The organism is Actinoplanes sp. SE50/110 (genome assembly GCF_900119315.1).
Classification (GTDB): Bacteria; Actinomycetota; Actinomycetes; order Mycobacteriales; family Micromonosporaceae; genus Actinoplanes.
Map to the genome: position 1 here is coordinate 3,456,781 of NZ_LT827010.1, position 21,526 is coordinate 3,478,306.

Here is a 21,526-nt window from a genome sequence, read left to right on the forward strand (position 1 = left end):
GTGGCACAGATGCGCACCATCCGCGTCGGCAACTGCTCCGGCTTCTACGGCGACCGCCTGACCGCGATGCGCGAGATGCTCGAGGGCGGGCCGCTCGACTACCTCACCGGCGACTACCTGGCCGAGCTGACCATGCTCATCCTCGGCCGCGACCGCCAGAAGAACCCGGACACCGGGTACGCCAAGACGTTCCTCCGGCAGGTCGCCGACTGCCTGTCGCTGGCCCGGGCCCGCCACGTCCGCATCGTGGCCAACGCCGGGGGCGTCAACCCGGGCGCCCTTGCCGGGGCGATCCGGGCACTCGATCCGACGGTCCGGGTCGCCCACGTGGCCGGCGACGACCTGCTGACCGGGGCCTTTCCGGGCGCGCTGACCGCGAATGCCTATCTGGGTGCCTTCGGCATCGCGGAAGCCCTGCGATCCGGCGCCGACATCGTGGTCACCGGCCGGGTCACCGACGCGTCACTGACCCTCGGCCCCGCGATCGCCGCATTCGGCTGGCGGCGCGACGAATACGACAAACTGGCCGCCGGAATCGTCGCCGGTCACATCCTGGAATGCGGCACCCAGGCCACCGGCGGCAACTTCAGCGGATTCGCCACCATCGACACCAGCCGGCCGCTCGGCTTCCCGATCGCCGAAATCGACGACGACGGTGCCGTGGTCATCACCAAACATCCGGGCACCGGCGGGGCCGTCACCGAGGACACGGTCACCGCCCAGCTCGTCTACGAGATCGACAGCCCGAGATATCTCAACCCGGACGTCACCGCGCGCCTCGACACCATCCGGCTCGCCGCGCCGGAAAAGGACCGGGTAGCGATTTGCGGGGTACGGGGTGAAGCTCCACCCGCCACGACCAAAATCGGGATCACCCGCCTGGGTGGATATCGGAACACGGTTTCGTTCGTCCTCACCGGGCTCGACATCGAAGCCAAAGCGGCGTGGGTCCGGGAGCAGTTCGAATCCGGTCTCGGCAGGAGGCCGGAGACTCTCGTCTGGGACCTGATCCGCACCGACCGTCCGGACCCGGGCACTCAGGCCGAGGGCGCGGCGGTTCTGCACTGCCACGGCAAGGATGCCGACCCGGATGTCGTGGGGCGGCCCTTCAGCGGTGCGGCCATCGAGCTGGCGCTGGCGTCGTACCCGGGATTCCACGTGACGGGGCCACCGTCGGGCGCGACTCCCTACGGGGTTTTCGAAGCGGCCTATCTGCCTCAGGGTGAGGTGCCGCACGTGGTGGTGCTGCCGGACGGCGTGCGCGTCGAGGTGGCGGCGCCGGGGTGGGAGCGTGCCGGGGTTTCCGCCGGGTCGGGGCGGCCGGGTCGCGTGGTGTCCGCTGACGGGGTTCACGCTGGTCCGCCCGCCTCGGAGCGCGGGGACGTTGTCCACACTGGCGGCTTGTCCACAGGGGATCCGCATGATCGTGGCGTTGGCGACGATACTGGCTCAGGGATGGTCCCCCTGGGAGGGCGGGCCGTGGTGGACGGGGGGCAGCGCAGCCACCCGACGACCACCGAACCCCCGAACCACCCGGCACCCGACGGCTACCGCCACCACACCAGAGCCCCCCTCGGCCACCTCCTGCACGCCCGCTCCGGCGACAAAGCCGGCACCGCCAACCTGGGCATCTGGATCCCCGCCGCCCACCCCCACCGCCTGGCCGCCTTCCGCTGGCTGACCCGTTGGCTGACCGCCGACCGCCTCCGCACCCTCCTCCCCGAATCCACCCCGTTCCCGATCTCCCTGCACCCCCTCCCGAATCTCTGCGCCCTCAACATCGTCATCGCCGGCCTGCTCGGCGACGGCGTGGCCGCCTCCACCCGCCCCGACCCGCAGGCGAAGGCCCTCGGCGAGTGGCTTCGTTCCCGTCTCGCCGACATCCCTACGGAGCTTCTGTGACCCTGCCACCCTCGTACGACCTCAATCGGACCGCGATGCTGGAGCGTGTCGCGGATCTGGAGCGGCAGCACGCCGTCGCCGTGGCCGGCGGCGGCCCGAAGGCGGTCGAGCGGCACCACCGCCGCGGCAAGCTGACCGCCCGGGAGCGGATCGAGCTGCTGCTCGACGAGGATTCGGCGTTCCTGGAGCTGAGCACCCTGGCCGGCTGGGGCACCGATGTCACCGTCGGCGGTTCGGTGGTGACCGGGATCGGCGTCGTCGAGGGCGTCGAGTGCATGATCGTCGCCAATGATCCGACGGTGCGCGGCGGGTCGAGCAATCCGGTCACGGTGAAGAAGAGTTTCCGGGCCGCGCAGATCGCCGCCGAGAACCGGCTGCCGACGATCAATCTGGTGGAGTCGGGTGGCGCGGATCTGCCGACGCAGAAGGACATCTTCATTCCGGGTGGGCGGCATTTCCGCGGGTTGACCGAGGCGAGCGCGGATCGGCGGCCGACGATCGCGCTGGTGTTCGGGAATGCGACGGCGGGCGGCGCGTACGTGCCGGGCATGAGCGACTACGTGGTGATGGTCGCCGGCGGCGCGAAGGTGTTTCTGGGTGGCCCGCCGCTGGTGAAGATGGCCACGGGGGAGGAGTCGGACGACGAGTCGTTGGGTGGCGCGCAGATGCACGCCCGCACGTCGGGGCTGGCCGATTTCCTGGCGGTGGACGAGACCGACGCGATCAGGATCGGCCGGCAGATCGTGCGACGGCTGAATTGGCGCAAGCTGGGCCCGCCGCCGCGGGCCGGGTATGCCGAGCCGGTGCTGGACGCCGAGGAACTGCTCGGTCTGATTCCGTCGGATTTGAAGGTGCCGTTCGATCCGCGCGAGGTGGTGTGGCGGATCGTCGACGGCAGCGAGTTCGACGAATTCAAGCCGTTGTACGGGACGAGCCTGGTGACCGGCTGGGCCCGGTTGCACGGCCATCCGATCGGGATCCTCGCGAACGCGCAGGGTGTGCTGTTCAGTGCGGAGGCGCAGAAGGCCGCCCAGTTCATCCAGTTGGCGAATCAGGCGGACACGCCTCTGCTGTTCCTGCACAACACGACCGGTTACATGGTCGGTAAGGAGTACGAGCAGGGTGGCATCATCAAGCACGGCGCTCAGATGATCAATGCGGTGTCGAATTCACGGGTGCCGCACCTGTCGGTGGTGATGGGCGCGTCGTACGGGGCCGGCAACTACGGGATGAGCGGGCGCGCCTACGACCCGCGGTTCATGTTCAGCTGGGTGGGGGCCAAGTCGGCGGTGATGGGCCCGGCGCAGCTGGCCGGCGTGGTGTCCATCGTGTCCCGGCAGGCTGCCGCGGCGGCCGGTCGGCCGTTCGACGAGGAGGCGGACGCGCGGACCCGGGCGGCGATCGAGGCGCAGATCGAGCGGGAGTCCCTGGCGTACTTCACGTCGGGCATGCTCTACGACGACGGGGTGATCGATCCGCGGGACACCCGTACCGTGCTCGGGATCTGCCTGTCCGTCATTCATAACGCGCCCGTGCAGGGCGCTCGTGGCTACGGAGTGTTCCGGCTGTGATGATCCGCAGGCTGCTGGTCGCGAACCGGGGCGAGATCGCCCGCCGGATATTCCGGACGTGTCGGAATCTCGGCATCGAGACTGTCGCTGTTCATCGGGAGGAGCCGGACCTGCATGTCCGGGAGGCGGACATCGCCGTGGCCGCCGACTTCCTCGACGCCGAACAGATCATCGACGCCGCCCGCAGGGCCGGGGCCGACGCCATCCACCCCGGCTACGGCTTCCTGTCGGAGAACGCCGACTTCGCCCGCAGAACCGAGGCCGCCGGCCTGATCTGGATCGGCCCCGACCCGGACGCCATCGCGGCGATGGGCGACAAGATCCGCGCCAAGAAGCTGGTCGCCGCGGCCGGCGTGCCGATCCTCGGCGGCGACGCCGACACGTACCCGCTGCTGATCAAGGCCGCCGCCGGCGGTGGCGGCCGGGGCATGCGGATCGTCACCGACCCGGGGACCCTGCGGTCCGAACTGGCCGCCGCGGCCGCCGAGGCGCAGTCCGCGTTCGGCGACGGCACGGTCTTCACCGAGCCGTACCTGCCCCGCGCCCGACACGTCGAGGTCCAGGTCCTCGGCGACCGGCACGGCCGGATCTGGATCGTCGGTGACCGGGACTGTTCAGTCCAGCGCCGGCACCAGAAGATCATCGAGGAGGCGCCCGCGCCGCTGCTGCCCGACGACGTGCGGGCCGCGTTGCACCGGCACGCACGGGCCGCGGCCGAGGCGGTCGGCTACCGCAGCGCCGGCACCGTCGAGTTCCTCGTCGACGGCGACCGGATCTTCTTCCTGGAGATGAACACCCGGCTGCAGGTCGAGCACCCGGTCACCGAGGCGGTGACCGGTCTCGATCTGGTCGCCCAGCAGATCGCGATCGCCGAGGGTCACGCCCTGCCGCCGGCGCCGCCGCCGATCACCGGCCACGCCGTCGAGGTCCGCCTGTATGCCGAGGACCCGGCCGCGGGCTTCGCCCCGCAGACCGGTGAGCTGCGCGCTTTCGACTTCGCCGCCGCCGGCGTCCGGGTCGATTCCGGGGTCGAGGCGGGCAGTCGGGTCGGGGTCCGCTACGACGCGATGCTCGCCAAGATCATTGCGTACGGACCGGACCGCCCCGCCGCGCTTCGCCTGCTCGCCGACGCGTTGCGCCGCGGGCGCCTGCACGGTCTCACCACGAACCTGCCCCTGCTGCGCGCGATCCTGGCCGACGACGACTTCGCCGCCGGCCGCCTCGACACCGCCCTGCTCGACCGCAAGCTCGCCGCGTGGACCGGCGTCGGGCAGGACCACGCGGTCCGCAAAGCGGCGCTGGCGGCCGCCGTGGGATCGGCGGTCCGGACCGCCGGGTCCGCGAATGTTCAGGCACGCATCCCGGCCGCCTGGCGCAACGTGCCCAGCGCCGCCCGCGTCCGGACCTACCGCTGCCTCGATCGGGAGTACGCGGTCACCTACACCGCCCGCTGCGGCCGGATCGAGTCCTCGTGGCTGCCCGGCGTCGGCGTCGTGTCGGTCGACGGCGACCGGGTGGTCCTCGACGACCACGGGGTCCGCGAGACGTACCGGGTGACGCCGCACGCCGGCGGCGCCGACGTGCACGGCCCGGCCGGCCCGTACGACCTGCTCACCGTGCCGGTGTTCGGGGACCCGGCCGCGACCCTGGCCGCCGGCTCCCTGCTGGCGTCCATGCCGGGCCTGGTCGTCGCGGTCCACGTGGGCGAGGGCGACCGGGTCGCGGCCGGTGCCCCGGTGGTCGTCCTGGAGGCCATGAAGATGCAGCAGACCCTGACCGCGCCCGCCGACGGGGTGGTCACCGCCCTGTCCGCGGCGGTCGGCCGCCAGGTCGCCGCCGGCGACGTGCTAGCAGTGATCGACGGGAGCTGACGTGACCGCTTTTGTGGAGTCCGAGGAACGCCGGGAGCTGCGTGGGGCGGTCGCCCGGCTCGGCCGCAAGTACGGCGAGGAGTACTTCTACGCCGCCGCCCGCGAGGGCCGCAAGACCACCGAACTGTGGCAGGAGGCCGCGGCGCTGGGCTACCTCGGGGTGTCCATTCCCGAGCAGTACGGCGGTGGCGGCGGCGACATCGGCGACCTGGCCGCGGTCCTGGAGGAGCTGGCCACCGCGGGCTGCCCGCTGCTGCTGATGGTGGTCTCCCCGGCGATCGTCGGCACGGTCATCGCCCAGTTCGGCACGGCCGAGCAGCAGCGGCGCTGGCTGCCCGGCCTGGCGACCGGCGCGGCCACCTACGTCTTCGGCATCACCGAGCCGGACGCCGGCTCGAACACCCACCAGATCGCCACCCGGGCCCGCCGCGACGGCGACGACTGGATCCTGAGCGGGACCAAGACGTACATCAGCGGGGTCGACGAAGCCTCGTACGTGCTGATCGTCGCCCGGGTCGGCAAGCGCCCCTCGCTGTTCATGGTGCCGGTCGGCGCGCCCGGCTTCACGTATCGCCGGATCGACATGGGCCTGGTCGCGCCGGAGGACCAGTTCACCCTCTTCCTGGACGAGGTGCGGCTGCCCGCCGACGCGCTGATCGGCAGCGAGGAGGCCGGGTTCGATCAGCTCTTCGCCGGCCTCAACCCGGAACGGATCATGGCCGCCTCCTCGGCCACCGGGATGGCCCGCTGGGCGCTGCGCAAAGCCGTCGGCTACGCCGGCGACCGTGCCGTCTGGGGCGTACCGATCGGCACCCACCAGGCGATCAGCCACCCCCTGGCCAAGCTGCACATCGAGATCGAGGCGGCCCGGCTGCTCACCCAGAAGGCCGCCGCGCTGCACGTCGCCGGTGAGCTCAAGGCCGCCGGCGAGGCCGCCAACATGGCCAAGTACGCGGCCGGCGAAGCCGTCTGCGCCGCCGTCGACCAGGCCATCCAGACGCACGGCGGCAACGGCCTGGCCACCGAGTACGGCCTGGTCCAGGCCCTGGCCACGTCCCGGCTGACCCGGCTGGCCCCGGTCAGCCGGGAGATGGCGCTCAACTTCGTCGCCCAGTTCTCGCTGGGGCTGCCCCGCTCCTACTGAGCGCCGGGCCCGTGATTGCGGTACTCCCACAGCCGGTTGGCGGCGACGTCGTCGAGGTCGCGGCCCACGTCGACCCGGGCCTGGAACGGGCGGGACGTGGTGGCGGCCGGCGCCCACGGGGCGGCGGTGTCGAAGCCTGCGCCCAGATGGCTGTCGCGGATCACCAGCTGGCCGTTCGGGGTGACACCGGGCAGGTAGCCGGTGGCGCCGGCCCCCTGGTCCCAGGCCCGGCCCAGGTGCCCGGTCGGCGCGGCCCGGTAGGCGGCGTCGGTGAGCAGGCGCGAGCGGGTCACCAGGAACCCGTACCGGAAATGCGGGTCGGTGTTCGGGGCGAAGATCACCCCGCCGGCCGGCTTGCGGGTCGAGACCAGGCGGAACGTGCAGTGGTCGAAGACCGCGGCGGCGCGGCCGAAGACGAAGTCGGTGTCACCCTCGACGTAGCTGCGGCGGACCGATACCCGGGCGATCGACGTGACGTCGTTCGCGTTGGCCAGGAAGGTGTCCTGCCGGCCGATCAGCCGCATGTCCTGCAGCTGGGTGCGGTCCGCGTCGGTGCGCAGGGCCAGGGCCTGGTGGGTGCCGCGGTCCACGGTGTCCAGCAGGGTGTTGGTGATGGTCAGGCCGCGCAGCTGCAGGTCGGTGCTCTGCGCCCAGACGACGGTGGCGCACAGCCCGACGGTGGCGGTGGTCCTGGTGGCGCAGGACTGGAACATCGGCCAGGCCGGGTCGCCCTCGGCGTACCGTCCGGTGGCGTTGACCTGGGCCGCCCACTGCGCCGGGGTGCTGGTGGCGTCCACCGTGAACTGTAGTCTCACCCGGTCGGCGGGGCCGTCGCCGTAGAGGGTGAGCGGTGGCGTGCCGGCCGGGATGAAGACGGTGCCGGGGTACGTGCCGGGCCGGACCGCGATCGCCAGCCGCCGCGTGCCGCCGGCCCGGTAGGCCGCGTTGACCGCCTGCTGCACGTCGGGCAGCCCGGCCCGCCCGCCGACCACCAGGTCCGGCCGGCGCGGGGTGCGGATCGGCGTGGGACGCCACGGGTCGGCGACCGGATGCGCGTACGTCCCGGAGAAACCGAGGTAGTTCGCCGCGGTGTAGGGGGCGGCCTCGGCGGCGGACAGCACCGGCCGGGCCGGGGTGCCCGGCGCGGCGAGCAGGCCGGCCAGCATGAGCAGCACCGCTTTCATGGAGCCTCCTCTGCAGGAATGCGCTTTCCTGCTGCACCATACCGTCGATTGTGGTCGATGTCCCGCGGATGGTGTCGGCCATCCGACGCGAGAGAGCAGCCGTTGCGTCGATGCCCGGTTGACCGGGGGTGGTCACAATGGGCGGCGCGGCGGGGACCGATCCCCGCCCTTCGACGAGACTGTGGAGCATCCCGCATGAGCGGCTGGCAGCCGACCGGCTACACACCTGTTCGTGCGCTCGGCGCCGGCGCCTCCGGCAGTGTCGTGCTGGCCACCCACGACGCGACCGGCACCCCGGTGGCGATCAAACACCTGACCGGCCAGATCAGCGACGACGCCGCGTTCCGGGCCGCCTTCCGGCAGGAGGCGCGGCTGCTCGGCGAGATCGACGACCCGCACGTCTGCCGCCTCTACGAGTACGTGGAGTCCGCCGACGGCGCGGCGATCGTGATGGAGCTGGTCAACGGGGTGTCGCTGCGTCAGATGCTGCGCGAGCACGGCCCGGGCACCCCGGAGGCGGCGCTGTGCGTGCTGAAGGGCTCGCTGTCCGGGCTGGCCGCGGCCCACGCGCACGGCGTCGTGCACCGCGACTACAAGCCGGAGAACGTGCTGGTCACCGGCGACGGGCGGAGCAAACTCGCCGACTTCGGCATCGCCGTGCCGGTCGGCCAGGGCGCCGCCACCGTCGTCTCCGGCACGCCCCGCTACATGGCCCCCGAGCAGTGGACCGGCGGCGCGGTCACCCCGGCCTGCGACATCTACGCCGCCACCGCCACCTTCTTCGAGTGCCTGACCGGCCACCCGCCGTACGACGGGGCCAACCTGTTCGCCCTGCACGACCAGCACGCGCACGCCCCGATCCCGACCGGGGCGACCCCGGAGCCGGTGCACGATTTGCTGCGCCGCGGGATGGCCAAGCAGCCCGCCGACCGGCCGCCGCACGCGTTGGCCTTCCTCGACCTGCTGGAGCGGGTGGCCGGCGCCGCCTACGGCCCGGACTGGGAGGACCACGGGCTGCGCGACCTGGCCCGTCGCGCGGCACTGCTCGCCGCGCTGTGGCCGTTCCCGGACGGCTCCTCCGGCGCGACCAGCGTGGCCACCACCACGTTCGGCAGCAGCGCGGTGAGCCCGGCACGTCGGCTGCGCCGGGGCCGGCGGACCACCGCGCTGGCCGCCGGAGCGCTCGTCGCGGCCGTGCTGCTCGGCGGGGCGGGCTACCACTTCGCGGTCGCCGACCAGCACACGGCGCTCGCCGACGAGACGCCGGCCCCCGCCACCGGTGGGCCGCCGGCCGCCGACCCGAGCCCGTCGGCGGCGCCCGCGGTGAGCGGGCCGGCCGTCACCGGCGGGTCGGCGGCGCCGTCGGCCTCGCCCAGCCGATCCGCCCGGCCCGGCGCCACGCCCACCTCGGCCACCCCGACCACCTCGGCCACGCCGACCACCAGGCCGAGTCCGAGCCCGTCGGTGAGCACCACCCCGCCGGACGCCACGGCGCCCGCGGTCGGGCCGGCCGACACCACGTACACGGTGCTGGACCCGGCCGGCTGCCCGTACGGGGTCCGCTCCACCACGATCACGGCGACCGTCACCGACGACCGCAGCGGCCCCGCCGCGCTGAAGGTCAGCTTCCGCTACCCGCTGGGCCGGGCCACCTCCACCGTCGCGATGAGCTCGGCCGGCCGGAACGTCTTCCGGGGCACGCTGGGCCCGCTGCCGATGCCGAACGCCACCACCCGGATCCCGGTCACCGTGGTCGCCGCCGACGCGGCCGGCAACGCGGGCAGCGCGGCGGCCCCGGTGTACGTCACCCTCGACAACTACTGCACACCCGGTTAGGGGACAAGGCATGTCTGGTGCACAGCGGCCCGGCGAGCCGGCCGGCGACCGGGCGTTGCCGCCACCGTCCGACCCGTGGGCGGTGACGCAGCGCCCCGACCCGACCGTCCAGCTCGGCGACCCGGGCGCCACCGTCGACTTCGGCCGGGCCCAGCCGACGGTCCGCCAGCCCGGCCCGCCGCCACCCGCCCACGCCGTCCCGACCGCCGCCACCGTGCACCTGGACCCGGCCGGGCCCACCGTGCACGCCGGCGAACAGCTGCGGTTCGGCCCCGGCGTGCCGGTGGCCCCGCCCACCGCCCCCGCCTGGCCCGGTCCGGCCCGCCGCCCGCGACCGCGGTGGCGCCGGCTGGTGTCGGTGCTGTCCAGCCTGCTGACCCTGGTGCTGCTCGGCGTGGTCGGGCTCTACCTGTGGCAGCGGCTCAGCCCGCTGGTGGTCGAGGGGGTCACCGTGGCGGTGCCCCAGCCGGCCGGGGACCGCTGCGACGTCACCGTGCCGGTGGTCGCCACCGTGCGCACCAACGGCCGTGGCGGAACCATCCGTTACCAGTGGTTCCGCTCCGACGCGGCATCCGGCGCGATGCTGACCGAGCGGGTCGGTCGCGGGCAGCGCACCGTCACGCTGACCCTCAAGTGGGCGTTCAGCGGGGTGGGCACCGCCGCCGAGACCGCCACCGTCAACATCGTCGAGCCGACCCCGGTGCAGGCCGGCACCCGGGTCGCCTACCACTGCCGGGGCTGAGGCGGGAGGGTCGACCGCCGACCGCCGACCGCCGACCGCCGACCGCCGGCCGCGGGGTCCGGGGATGGCCGCACGCCGGGGTCCGCGACGGCGGAGAAACGCTGAAAGATCCCGGCGGCGGCCGGTGCCGTATATCGAAAAATGGCAGAATCAATTGTCGCAGGTCAATTCCTTGATCGGTTTTCGCGCCCTTGTTCCGGGGCGCGGGCTGTCCTACGGTCCTTCCTGTTCGGACCGTCTGGAGGACTGATGACCGATACGGTTCCCGCCTACCCGTTCGCTCACCCCGCCGCCCTCGACCCGTCTCCCGAATGGGAGCAGCTGCGCAACGAGTGTCCCGTCGCCCGGATCCGCCTCGTCAGTGGCGACGAGGCGCTGCTGGTCACGCGGTACGACGACGTCAAGGGGCTGCTCGCCGACCCGCGGTTCACGCACAGCCTCGCCCGGCCGGACGCCGCGAAGATCTCCGCCTCGGACGACGGCGGCGTGTTCAACCGGGAGGAGTCCGCGATGATCGCCAGCCCGGACCACCCGCGCTGGCGCCGGATGATGAACAGGTCATTCACGGTCAAGCGGGTGACCGCGATGCGCCCGCGGATCGAGCAGATCGCCCACCGGCTGATCGACGAGATGGTGGCCGCCGGGCAGCCCGGCGACCTGCAGTCGGCGCTCGGTTTCCCGTTGCCCGTGTTCGTGATCTGCGAGCTGCTCGGCGTCGACCCGGGCTACCGCGACACCTTCTCGCACTGGTCCGACGCCATGCTGAACCTGACCAGGTTCGACCAGGCCGAGCTGACCAAGGCCGCGGTGGAATTCCAGGAGTTCATGGCCCAGCACGTGCGGGACAAGCGGGCTGAGCCGGGTGACGACCTGCTCAGCGAGCTGGCCGCGATCGTCGACAGCCAGGACGGCCGGATGACCGAGACCGAGCTGGTCCTCACCGCCCAGGGCCTGCTGGTGGCCGGGCACGAGACCACCGCCAACATGATCGGCAAGATGGTCGCGATGCTGCTCGCCGACCGGCCGGCCCGTTGGGAGCGGCTGGTCGCCGACCGCGGCCTGATCAACTCGGCGGTCGAGGAGTCGCTGCGGTTCGACGCGAACCCGGGGATCGGCCTGCCCCGCTACATCTCCGAGGACATCGAGATCGCCGGTTGCCCGGTCAAGGCCGGCACCGTGGTGATGGCCAGCATGGCCGCCGGCAACCGCGACGAGACCGCCTACGAGCAGGCCGGCGAGATGCGTCTGGACCGCTCGCCCAACCCGCACCTGAGCTTCGGCGCCGGCCCGCACTCCTGCCTCGGCCAGGCGCTGGCCCGCACCGAGCTGCAGGTCACCCTTGCGGTGCTGCTGGACCGGCTGCCCACCCTGGAGCTGGCGGTCCCGCCGGAGGAGCTGCGGCGCCGCACCGGCCTGATCGTCGGCGGCCTCGAGGAGGTTCCGGTCCGGTGGTGACGAGGGTCCAGCTCGACGAGCCCCGGTGCATTGCCGCCGGTCAGTGCGTGATGACCGCCCCGGACGTCTTCGACCAGCGCGACGAGGACGGCGTGGCGATCATCCTGGAGGAGACGCCCGCCCCGGAACACCTCGACGCGGTGCGGGACGCGGTCGCGATCTGCCCGGCGGCCGCCCTCCACCTGATCGACACGTGAGGCGCGTCGTCATCGTGGGGGCTTCGGCGGCCGGGATCACGGCCGCCGAAACCCTGCGCCGCTCCGGGTTCACCGGCACGGTCACGGTCATCGGCGAGGAGAACCATCTGCCGTACGATCGTCCGCCGCTGTCCAAACAGATCCTGGCCGCCGAGTGGGAACCGTCCCGGATCCTTCTACGGACGGCCGAGCAGCTGGCGGCTCTCGATCTGGATCTGCGTCGGGGTGTGCGTGCGGTCGGGCTGGCCGATCGCACGGTGCTGCTCGACGACGGGGACACGGCCGGCTTCGACGCTCTGATCATCGCCACCGGGGTCCGGCCGCGCACCCTCCCGGGCGCCGGGGCCCATGCGATCCGCACCCTCGACGATGCTCTGGCGCTGCGCGGGAGACTGCATCACGGCGTACACCTGATCGTCGTCGGAGCCGGCTTCCTCGGCGCCGAATGCGCCGCCGTGGCCCGCGGCCTGGGGTGTGCGGTGACCCTGCTGGAACCGGCGCCGGTGCCGCTCGCGCACGCCGTCGGCACCGAGATCGGCCGGGTGCTCGCCGCGGTGCACACCGACCGGGGTGTCGATCTGCGCACCGGCGTCGCGGTCAGCGCGGTGACCGGGCGCGGCGTGCTGCTGGCCGACGGCACCCACCTGGAAGGCGACGAGGTGCTGGTCGCGATCGGCTCCCTGCCGAACACCGAGTGGCTGGCCGGCAGCGGCCTGACGATCGGCGACGGCGTGGTCTGCGACGCGTTCTGCGCGGCCGGCCCGGGCGTCTACGCCGCCGGGGACGTGGCGCGCTGGCATCACCCGCTGTTCGGCGTGGACCTGCGGATCGAGCACCGGACCAACGCGGGGGAGCAGGCCATGGCCGCCGCCCGCAACCTGCTCGGCGCCGGCCGGCCGTTCGCCCCGGTGCCGTACTTCTGGTCCGAGCAGTACGACCTGAAGATCCACGCGTACGGGCATCCGCGGCTGCACGACCGGGTCGAGGTGACCGAGGGGTCCCTGGCGCAACGCCGGTTCGTCGCGGTGTACCACCGGGGTGACCGGATGGTCGGCGCGCTCGCCGTCGACATGCCGCCGAAGGCGATCCGGCCGTACCGGCAGCGGCTGCTGGCGGCTGGCACGATTTGATGAGGTCCGCCGGCCGGCCCGGCGACTACAAAGTAGTCATGAAGCGCACCATGATCGTTCTGCTGGCCGCCCCGCTCCTGCTCGCGACGGGCTGCTCCAGCACCGGGAGTTCGACCACCACCGCCGGCGCCGCTCCGGCGACCACCACCGCCGGCCCGGCCACGTCCGGCGACTCGGGCGCCCCGGCCACCACCCCGGCGACCGGCGGACCGGCCGCGGCACCCGCCGGCCAGGGCGGCGGCAAACCGGCGTCGGCGCGCTGCCACACCGGCGACCTGAAACTCAGCGTCGGCGCGGGCGAGGGCGCGGCGGGCACCGCGTACGAGCCGCTGGTCTTCACGAACGCGTCGCACCGCACCTGCACGCTGTACGGCTACCCCGGGGTCTCGTGGGTCACCGGGGAGAACGGCACCCAGGTCAACGACCCGCTCAAGCGCGGCGAGCAGCGCAAGCGGGTGACCGTCACGCTCAAGCCGGGCCAGGCGGCCAACGCGGTCCTGCAGTCCACCAACGTCGGCTTCTTCGACAAGGACAAGTGCAAGCCGGTCGACGTGCGCGGCATCCGGGTCTACCCGCCGGACGAGACCACCTCGATCTTCGTCAGCCTGCCCGGCCAGGCCTGCTCGGTGAAGGGTCAGGGCGTCGGCACGATCTGGGCGATCGCGGCCGGTTCGAAGGTCTGAGTCAGCGCTTGCGGGCCACCAGGCCGTTGGACGCGATGTCCTCGACCGCCGGGCGCGGCTGCGGCGCGTCCTGCGGCCACCAGGCCGCCACCGACTGCACGCCCGGACCGGTGAACTCCAGGTCCGGGCGGTCGAACAGCGCCCGCAGCTCGTCGCCGGTCCGGTCCTGCCACTGCTTCTCCATCACCGCGCGCAGTGCCGCCACCTGCTCGGCCGGCATGTACTCCGGGGTGGCGTGGGAGACCGCGACGACACTGCCGGGCGGCAACGCGTCGATCAGCGTGTCGAGGATCGCGCGCGGATCGTCGTCGTCCCGGATGAAGTGCAGCACCGCGATCAGCAGCAGCCCGACCGGGTGGCGCAGGTCCAGGGTGGCCAGCACGTCCGGGGCGGCCAGGATCCGCGCCGGCTCCCGCAGATCCGCCTCGATGTAGGTGGTGCGGCCCTGCGGGGTGCCGGTCAGCAGGGCCCGGGCGTGCACCAGCACCAGCGGGTCGTTGTCCACATAGACGACCCGCGCCTGCGGGTCGACGCCCTGCGCGATCTCGTGCGTGTTCGGCGAGGTCGGAATGCCGGTGCCGATGTCGAGGAACTGCCGGATCCCCTGCCCGGCCATGAATCGGACCGCGCGGTGCAGGAAATACCGGTTCTCCAGGGCGCTGAGCCGCGCGGTCGGATGCCGGCGCTCGATCTCCAGGGCGGACTGCCGGTCGGCCTCGAAGTTGTCCTTGCCGCCGAGCAGGAAATCGTAGCGCCGGGCCGGATGTGCGACGGACGTGTCGATCCTGTCCCCCACGATATGTCCCCTTCCACACCGGCCAGGCGATTCACGAAGATCTTAATGCCTTTCGCCCGGAATGGGGATGCCGCAGACTGGCCGGCATGATCTCCGACGTCCCGTCCCTGCTCACCGCCCTGGCCGCCGGCCGGCACCCGAAGTACCTGTATTTCTGGGGACACACACCGGCACGGGACGGGTCGGTGAGCGCCACCTGCCTCAGCCAGTGGTCGCCCGAGGGCTGCACCGTCGACGGGATCCGGTATGCGACCGCCGAGCACTACATGATGTGGAGCAAGGCGGTCCTGTTCGGGGACACCGCCGCGGCCGAGCGGATCCTCGCCGCCGGCCACCCGCGCGACGCGAAACTGCTGGGCGGCCGGGTCACCCCGTTCGACGAGCCGACCTGGCGGGCCCGCCGCACCGACATCGTCACCCGCGGCAACCTCGCCAAGTTCGGCCAGCATCCCGACCTGGCCGCGTTCCTGCTCGGCACCGGTGACCGCGTGCTGGTCGAGGCCAGCCCGACGGACCGGATCTGGGGCATCGGCCTGACCCGCGACGACCCGCGCGCCGCCGACCCGGCCCGGTGGCGCGGCCTGAACCTGCTCGGCTTCGCCCTGATGACGGTCCGCGAGCGGCTGCGCGCGGCGGCCCCGGCCGGCGGGTAGCATCGGCGCATGGTCGCCGCCGTGCTCTGCGCCCTCTGTTACGGCGTGGCGACCGCGCTGCAGGCCCGCGCCGCCGCCACCGGATCCATGCTCGGCATGCTCCGGCGCGCCCCGTTCCTGCTCGGCATCCTGCTCGACCTGGCCGGCTTCGGCGCCCAGTTGCTGGCCCTGCGCTACCGGCCGCTGTTCGTGGTGCAGGCGGCGCAGGCCGGCAACCTGGCCGTCACCGCCGTCGCGTGCGTGCCGCTGCTGGGCATCCGCCTGAACGCCCGGCAGTGGTCGGCGGTGTTCGCCGTCTGCGCCGGACTGGCGCTGCTCGGGGCGTCCAGCGGCGCGGAGGGCTCCACCGTGGTCGGCACCCGCACCCGCCTCGTGCTGCTCGCCGCCGCCCTGCTGCTGGCCGCGATCACACCGCTGGCCACCCGCCTGCGCGCGCCGGCCGGCCCGGTGGTGCAGGGTGCGGTCGCCGGCCTCGGCTTCGGGCTGACCGCGCTGGCCGTGCGCGCGGTGCCGTCGCTGCAGCCGGCGGCACTGCTGCACGACCCGGCCGCCTACGCCGCGGCGATCTGCGGCGTCTGCGCGTTCGCCTCCTTCGCGGCCGGCCTGCAACGCGGCTCGGTCACCGCGGTCGCCGCGCTCGCCGTGATCGGGGAGACCGCGTTGCCCGCCGCGATCGGCATCCTGCTGTGGCACGACCGCACCCGCCCGGGCTGGGCGGTCCCCGCCGTCCTCGGTTTCGTCCTGGCCGTGGCCGGCGCGCTGAGCCTGTCCAGCTTCGCCGAGCCGGCGCGGCAACCGGCCGCGCCACCGGCCGGTCCGCCGGTCGAGCATCCCGTCTGAGCCGAGCCTCCACCCCGGCCCCGCCGAGGCCCGGGACCGGCCGGCGAGCGGTCAGCCTGCGCGTGAACCCGGGCGGTCTTGTGATGGGCTGGCCGCCGACGTCGAGATCCGCAACGAATCGCGCGTGCACTTGTGGTATGAGCAGCAGTTCGGCGTCCCTTGCTCTGCAGACGAGTCCACTGAGGCGGCGATCGACTCGTTCGCCGCCCCAATGTGCCGAGACGTACGGGCAGTCGAGTCGTTGCGGGTCTGGCTCGAGGACCACGATCGGCCGCATGTGGTGCCGAGCGGTGCAACGACGACATGGCGCCGGTGCGGTGTGGGTGGTCTGCGTCGTCGACGCAAGGTTCGCCCGGCGTTACTCGGCGAACCATCCGCAGCCGAAAGAGCGCGGCCATCGACGCTCCTGAATCATAAGCACATAGAAGTACACCGATCGTGCTAGTACTCCAGCAGGAGATCCGTTCTGAGCTGCTGTGATGGTGTGGTTTTGTCCGTGGACAGCAAGCAGCCACCGCCAAGTCTTGAAGGTTGTGTGGACCCAAGATGCGGCGGTGGCTGCCGCCTACAGAGTAGACGCTCAACGATGGTCTGAGCTGTTCAGCGAGCTGATGAACACGATCGAGGCACGTTTCGCCCGACCCGAACCCCGGCGCCGGGTCCGTGACTTCGTTGCCGGGCTGCTCGCACCGTTGCCGACGAAGAACTGCTGGACGATTGCCGAGCACGCCGGCGACGACGGTCCGGGCGGGATGCAAGATCTGATCAGCCGTGCCAGTTGGGACGACGCCCTGGTGCGGGCCGATGTGCGCGACTTCGTGGCGGCCCGTCTCGGGCACCCGGACGGGGTGCTGCTGGTCGACGAGACCGGCGATCTTAAGAAAGGCACCCACACTGTCGGCGTGCAACGGCAGTACTCCGGAACCGCCGGGAAGATCGAGAACTGCCAGATCGCGGTGCACCTGTCATACGCTTCCCCACTCGGGCACAGCCTGGTCGACGTTGCTCTCTACCTACCGAAATCCTGGATCGACGACCCTCAGCGACGGGCAGAGGCAGGGGTTCCTGGCGCCGTCACGTTCGCTACGAAACCGCAGCTGGCACGCCGCTTGATCGAGACCGCAGTAGCTGGCGGGCTGCCATGCCGGTGGGTCGCCGGCGACGAAGCTTACGGCGGTGACCCGCAGCTGGCCACCGCACTACGCCGGCATCAGCTCGGCTACGTCCTCGCGGTCGCCTGCTCACACCGAGCACCGACCGGCCTCGGCGTCCAGCGGGCCGACCAGATCGCCGCCGGACTACCGAAACACGCATGGCAGCGGATATCGGCCGGCAACGGCGCGAAAGGCCACCGCTACTACGACTGGGCTTTCATCACCCTGCCGCACGCAGCTGACCAGCACCAAGGCCATCACTGGCTACTGATTCGCCGCAACCGGACCACCGGTGAACTGGCGTTCTACCGCTGCTGGTCACCGCAACTCGTCCCGCTGCACCACCTGGTCGCCGTCGCCGGAAGACGCTGGAGCATTGAGGAGTCGTTCCAAGCAACCAAAAGCGGACTCGGACTGGATCAGCACCAGCACCGCCGCTGGAAAGCCTGGCACCGCTGGACCACCCTGGTCATCGCCGCCCACGCATTTCTCGCCGCCGCGACCACGGCCAGCACCACGAGCCCGGACGGCCTGATCGTGATCACCGTCAACGAACTCCGCCGGCTGTTCCACGCTCTGGTCATCGAACCCGGCAGACGCGTCGTCGACGTCATTGCCTGGTCAATCTATCGCCGCCGTCATCAAGCCGCCGCCAGGACCAGCCACTACGCCCGCCAAGCACTCACGGAACCCTGAAACGGATCTCCTGCTGGAGTACTAGCGTTCGGGCTCCCCATCGCCCATGCGGAAGGTGGGGGTCAGTGAACGGGGATCGCGGGGTGCCCTTCATGGGGAGCTGCTCGCGGGGGGAGAGGGAGGCATCCTTGCTCAAGCGGAAGAAGATGGTCACGTTCGGCACCGTAGTGTCCACTTTATTACTATCGGCCCTCGCCGTGTCGCCGGCCGAAGCCCATGGTCACCTCGCTCCCGCGGGGGCAAAGGACATCCTTGACTCGTCCATCGATCCCAACCAGGACCGGCTCATGGACTTCAAAAGCTGGCTTATCGGCCTGCCGGAGCTCGCCGACAGCGGCTACATCGAGTCGATAAACGACTCTTCGAATCTTTCTACGACCCTGCTCTGGAGTGGAGACGAGACCGCCCTCCAGAAGTCGATAGCTGCCGAGGGGAAGCGTCGGGGGATTACCGTCACGTTCGAGCGCCGCAAATTCAGTAGAGCCCAGCTCGACCAGGCGGCCGCCAAGGTGATGGCCCAAGGTAGGGATGGGATGGGCGGCTTCCAGTGGTCAGCGATTTCGACGGTCAATCCGAAGTTCGACGGTATCGTAGTGAAGGGCGCGACCGGAGCAAACATAAAAGGCAAGAGCATCCCCAACGCTCTCGACTCGGATGCCGCATCTGCACTTTCTCGGCGCATTGCTGCCTTGACCGACGTTCCCGCAATGGTTGAAGCCGGCGCATCTGTCAACCTGGACGGCCAGCGGTGGAGTGACTATTCGCCCTTCAATGCGGGCGGGCTCATGGTTCAAGGCAACGACACCTGCTCGACGGGCTTCTCGGTGAACGTCAACGGATCTCCGTACGTCACGACGGCCCGGCATTGCGTGGACCACCATTATCAGACCCTTTCCGGAAGCCGTTCCTACGGGGATGGAGTACGGAACTCCGGTGACGGTGCCGCTCGTCAAATGAGCGCCAAGGGGTCCGGGCGTGTGTTTGACGGCGCTTGGGACAACTCGGCTGGCTACGACAAGAAGGTCATCGGATACGGTGACGTGAGCATCGGGGACAGGATTTGTAGCAGCGGAGCCGAGTCGGGGGTGCACTGCGGCCTCCGGGTCGAGGAGAGCGACATGATCAGCGACAACTATCCGGGCGGCGCCAACTTCAGCGCAATCTATGTGTTCGGTGACGTCTTCGCCTGCAAGGGTGACAGCGGTGGACCGATGCTCACCCCTCGGAACACCTCGGATGTGCTCGCTGTCGGTATGGTTCAGAAGGGCGACGGCCGGTACGAGCTTCCCGCGTTTTCCATTTCGGAGAGGTACATGGTGCTTCCTTGCTTCCGAGGCGGATGGATCACCAGCATGAGGACTATCGTCAACACTCTTCCGAATGCGTCCCTGGTGCTCGGCTAAGTCGCTTCTGATCGACTAACCGGCATCGATGTCGAGTGCGGCCATTCGCTCTCCGCCTTCGAAGGTGAGCCGCGGATGGCCGCGCCGGCTTCTGTGACACGATCGCAGCAGAGAACGCCCGCTGGTCTCAGGCCGGCGGCAGCTCCAGGTGTTCGCGCAGGGTCGTGCCGGTGTACTCGGTGCGGTAGATGCCCCGGCTCTGCAGCTCCGGCACCAGCCGGTCGACGATGTCCTCGATCGTGCCGGGCAGCAGCTGCGGCAGGATGTTGAAGCCGTCCACCGCCCGGGCCTCGTCGTATCGCGCCCACCGGTCGGCGATCTGGCCGGGCGTGCCGACGAAGGTGCTGTGCCGCGGGGTCACCTCGATCACCAGGTCGCGGATGGAGTAGCCGCGGTCCTCGGCCAGCCGCCGCCAGCCCGCGATGCGTTCGGCCTTGCCGGTGCGGTGCTCGATGGAGATGGTGCCGCGGGACGGGTCGAGTTCGCCCTCGGCGGGTTCGATGTCGGGCAGCGGGCCCTCCGGGTCGTAGCCGCTGAGGTCCTTGCCCCAGTACTGTTCCAGGAAGGCCAGCGCGCGCGGGCCGGTGACCTGCTCACGGGCGATCCAGCGGGCCTTCTCCTCGGCCTCGGCCGGGGTGTCGCCGAGCACCACCGAGGCGCCCGGCAGGATCCGGACGGCGTCCGCCGGGCGGCCGTGACCGGCGAGCCGCCGGCGCAGGTCGGTGGCGTAATCGACGGCCTTGTCGAAGTCGGTGTTGGCGGAGAAGACCACCTCGGCGTGCCGGGCGGCCAGGTCCCGGCCGCCCGCGGAGTCGCCGGCCTGGAACAGCACCGGGGACGCCGGGACGGTCGGGCCGGCGGTCACGTCGATCAGGTCGTCGTGCCGGTCGACGGTCTCGCCGCGCCACAGCGCCTTGGCGGTCTCGACGAACGCGGCGGCCCGCTCGTAGCGGCGCTCGTGCGGCAGCCATCCGCCGTACCGGAAATTCTCCCCGGTCCACGCGTTGTCGGTGGTGACGATGTTCCAGCCGGCCCGGCCGCCGGAGATCGCGTCCAGCGAGGCGAGCCGGCGGGCCAGGTCGGCCGGGAAGTTGTAGGTGGTGTTCTGGGTGGCGACCAGGCCGATCCGGGTGGTTTCGGCGGCCAGGGCGGCGAGCTGGGTGATGGCGTCCGGCCGCCCGGCGACGTCCAGGTCGTGGACGCGTCCGCGGTTCTCCCGGACGCGCAGGCCCTCACCGAGGAAGAAGGCGTCGAACAGCCCGCGCTCCAGGGTCCGCGCCGTGGCGATGAACGAGTCGATGTGGGTGTGCGAGCTGAACGCCGGATCGGTCCACAGCAGTTGCGGCCCGACACCGGTGAAGAAGACTCCCAGGTGCAGCACGTGAACCTCCTAGGCGAACTGGTTGACGGGCCGGGGCAGGCCGAGGGTGTCGCGCAGGGTCGGCCCGGTGACCGGGGGCCGGGACAGCGTCGCGGCGATCCGGGGCAGGTCGGCGTCGATGTCGCCGAGGTGCAGCCGGACCCCGTCGACGACCCGGCCCAGCCGGTCGATCAGCCCGGCCGGGTCGTCGCCGGCGACGGCGAGGTCGAGGTCGGCGAAGACCAGCGGCGCGCCGTCCGTCCGGGCCTGCCCGGCCCGGGCGGAGAGCGCGTCGACGGTGTCGAACGGGATCAGCGCGATGTCGAGCCGGTCGGTGACGCCGAGCGTGTCGGCGCCGAGCACGACCAGCTGGCCCTGCGGCGGCCGCGGCGTGATCAGCGGCCCGACCACGGAGAAGCGTTCGCCGGTGAAGTTCACGTGGTGCACCCGGTCGGCGTCGAGGAAGCGTCCGCTGGGCACGTCGCGGATGATCGCGTCGTCCTCCCAGGAGTCCCACAGCCGGCGGGCCACGTCGATCACGTCGGCGATCTCCCGGCGCAGGGCGGCGCCGTCGAGGAGGGGGAGGCCGACCGTCGCGTACGCCGCGGGCCCGGCCGCCGCGCCGACCACCCAGGCGCCGCGCCCGAGCGACGCGTGGTCCAGTGAGGCCAGCTGGGTGGCCAGGTGGAACGGCTCGGTGACGGTGGCGTGCAGGGTGGGCGCGAGCGCGATCCGCCGGGTGCGCCGGGCCAGGTAGGCGGCCCGCACCCCGGCTTCGGGCTGTGCGGCGCCGGGCGTGTCGTCGATGGTGACGAGGGCGAATCCGGCGGCCTCGGCGGCGGCCACGTGCTCCGGGCCGGCGGTCGCGCCGAGCTCCAGCGCCAGATGCGGTTGTCGGTGAGCCATCGA

Annotated in this window: 17 protein-coding genes and 1 pseudogene; 14 read left to right on the forward strand and 4 right to left on the reverse strand. The window is 71.7% G+C overall.

Annotated elements, in window-relative coordinates:
* The first annotated feature begins 9 nt into the window (after window positions 1-9).
* The 4 genes and pseudogenes from ACSP50_RS15290 to ACSP50_RS15305 all read left to right on the forward strand — a co-directional run bounded on the left by ACSP50_RS15290 (window position 10) and on the right by ACSP50_RS15305 (window position 6,488).
* A complete protein-coding gene (locus ACSP50_RS15290) occupies window positions 10-1,902 on the forward strand; it encodes an acyclic terpene utilization AtuA family protein (RefSeq protein ID WP_014690122.1) in 1,893 nt (630 codons plus the stop codon).
* Window positions 1,880-3,473, forward strand: a pseudogene (locus ACSP50_RS15295) (acyl-CoA carboxylase subunit beta); the annotation flags it as partial. The gene ACSP50_RS15290 and the pseudogene ACSP50_RS15295, both read left to right, overlap by 23 nt.
* Window positions 3,473-5,344: a biotin carboxylase N-terminal domain-containing protein gene (locus ACSP50_RS15300; RefSeq protein ID WP_043514200.1), complete on the forward strand. Its 1,872-nt coding sequence runs from the start codon at window positions 3,473-3,475 to the stop codon at window positions 5,342-5,344. The pseudogene ACSP50_RS15295 and the gene ACSP50_RS15300, both read left to right, overlap by 1 nt.
* Before the next feature lies 1 nt (window position 5,345).
* Window positions 5,346-6,488, forward strand: a complete 1,143-nt coding sequence (locus ACSP50_RS15305) for an acyl-CoA dehydrogenase family protein (RefSeq protein WP_014690125.1) — start codon at window positions 5,346-5,348, stop codon at window positions 6,486-6,488.
* Here the strand turns inward: ACSP50_RS15305 and ACSP50_RS15310 are convergent.
* On the reverse strand, window positions 6,482-7,672 hold the full coding sequence (locus ACSP50_RS15310; protein WP_014690126.1) for a putative acyl-CoA thioester hydrolase: 1,191 nt from the start codon (window positions 7,670-7,672) through the stop codon (window positions 6,482-6,484). The two genes, ACSP50_RS15305 and ACSP50_RS15310, sit on opposite strands and share 7 nt — an antisense overlap.
* A gap of 195 nt (window positions 7,673-7,867) precedes the next feature.
* Between ACSP50_RS15310 and ACSP50_RS15315 the strand changes: the two genes are divergently transcribed.
* The 6 genes from ACSP50_RS15315 (at window position 7,868) to ACSP50_RS15340 (ending at window position 13,715) form a co-directional block, all read left to right on the forward strand.
* Window positions 7,868-9,508: a serine/threonine-protein kinase gene (locus ACSP50_RS15315; RefSeq protein WP_080127833.1), complete on the forward strand. Its 1,641-nt coding sequence runs from the start codon at window positions 7,868-7,870 to the stop codon at window positions 9,506-9,508.
* Window positions 9,509-9,518: 10 nt separating this feature from the next.
* Entirely contained in the window at window positions 9,519-10,250 is a 732-nt protein-coding gene (locus tag ACSP50_RS15320) for a hypothetical protein (RefSeq protein WP_014690128.1), read from the forward strand.
* A gap of 249 nt (window positions 10,251-10,499) precedes the next feature.
* Window positions 10,500-11,705 (forward strand): cytochrome P450, encoded by a 1,206-nt coding sequence (locus tag ACSP50_RS15325; RefSeq protein ID WP_014690129.1) that lies wholly within the window; start codon window positions 10,500-10,502, stop codon window positions 11,703-11,705.
* Window positions 11,699-11,902 carry a ferredoxin gene (locus ACSP50_RS15330; RefSeq protein ID WP_014690130.1) on the forward strand — a complete coding sequence of 68 codons (204 nt, stop codon included), beginning with the start codon at window positions 11,699-11,701 and terminating at the stop codon, window positions 11,900-11,902. The genes ACSP50_RS15325 and ACSP50_RS15330 overlap by 7 nt, the downstream gene beginning before the upstream one ends.
* Window positions 11,899-13,032 (forward strand): NAD(P)/FAD-dependent oxidoreductase, encoded by a 1,134-nt coding sequence (locus ACSP50_RS15335; protein ID WP_043511484.1) that lies wholly within the window; start codon window positions 11,899-11,901, stop codon window positions 13,030-13,032. The genes ACSP50_RS15330 and ACSP50_RS15335 overlap by 4 nt, the downstream gene beginning before the upstream one ends.
* Before the next feature lie 38 nt (window positions 13,033-13,070).
* The gene (locus tag ACSP50_RS15340; protein WP_043514203.1) at window positions 13,071-13,715 is read left to right on the forward strand and encodes a DUF4232 domain-containing protein; all 645 of its coding nucleotides are present in this window, start codon (window positions 13,071-13,073) and stop codon (window positions 13,713-13,715) included.
* 1 nt (window position 13,716) lies between these two features.
* Here the strand turns inward: ACSP50_RS15340 and ACSP50_RS15345 are convergent, their stop codons facing one another.
* Window positions 13,717-14,511 (reverse strand): SAM-dependent methyltransferase, encoded by a 795-nt coding sequence (locus ACSP50_RS15345; RefSeq protein ID WP_014690133.1) that lies wholly within the window; start codon window positions 14,509-14,511, stop codon window positions 13,717-13,719.
* Between the two features lie 86 nt (window positions 14,512-14,597).
* Between ACSP50_RS15345 and ACSP50_RS15350 the strand changes: the two genes are divergently transcribed.
* The 4 genes from ACSP50_RS15350 (at window position 14,598) to ACSP50_RS15370 (ending at window position 19,257) form a co-directional block, all read left to right on the forward strand.
* On the forward strand, window positions 14,598-15,164 hold the full coding sequence (locus ACSP50_RS15350; protein WP_014690134.1) for an NADAR family protein: 567 nt from the start codon (window positions 14,598-14,600) through the stop codon (window positions 15,162-15,164).
* Between the two features lie 9 nt (window positions 15,165-15,173).
* Window positions 15,174-16,004 carry a hypothetical protein gene (locus ACSP50_RS15355; RefSeq protein WP_014690135.1) on the forward strand — a complete coding sequence of 277 codons (831 nt, stop codon included), beginning with the start codon at window positions 15,174-15,176 and terminating at the stop codon, window positions 16,002-16,004.
* A gap of 611 nt (window positions 16,005-16,615) precedes the next feature.
* Window positions 16,616-17,854: an IS701 family transposase gene (locus tag ACSP50_RS15365; protein WP_155123740.1), complete on the forward strand. Its 1,239-nt coding sequence runs from the start codon at window positions 16,616-16,618 to the stop codon at window positions 17,852-17,854.
* Window positions 17,855-17,919: 65 nt separating this feature from the next.
* Window positions 17,920-19,257, forward strand: coding sequence for a trypsin-like serine protease (locus ACSP50_RS15370; protein ID WP_080127836.1), 1,338 nt, complete (start codon window positions 17,920-17,922; stop codon window positions 19,255-19,257).
* Between the two features lie 127 nt (window positions 19,258-19,384).
* On the opposite strand, the gene ACSP50_RS15375 is transcribed toward ACSP50_RS15370, so the two are convergent.
* Both ACSP50_RS15375 and ACSP50_RS15380 read right to left on the reverse strand, forming a co-directional pair.
* A complete protein-coding gene (locus ACSP50_RS15375; RefSeq protein ID WP_014690138.1) occupies window positions 19,385-20,638 on the reverse strand; it encodes an LLM class flavin-dependent oxidoreductase in 1,254 nt (417 codons plus the stop codon).
* Window positions 20,639-20,647: 9 nt separating this feature from the next.
* Window positions 20,648-21,523: an LLM class flavin-dependent oxidoreductase gene (locus ACSP50_RS15380; protein WP_014690139.1), complete on the reverse strand. Its 876-nt coding sequence runs from the start codon at window positions 21,521-21,523 to the stop codon at window positions 20,648-20,650.
* Window positions 21,524-21,526: the final 3 nt, after the last annotated feature.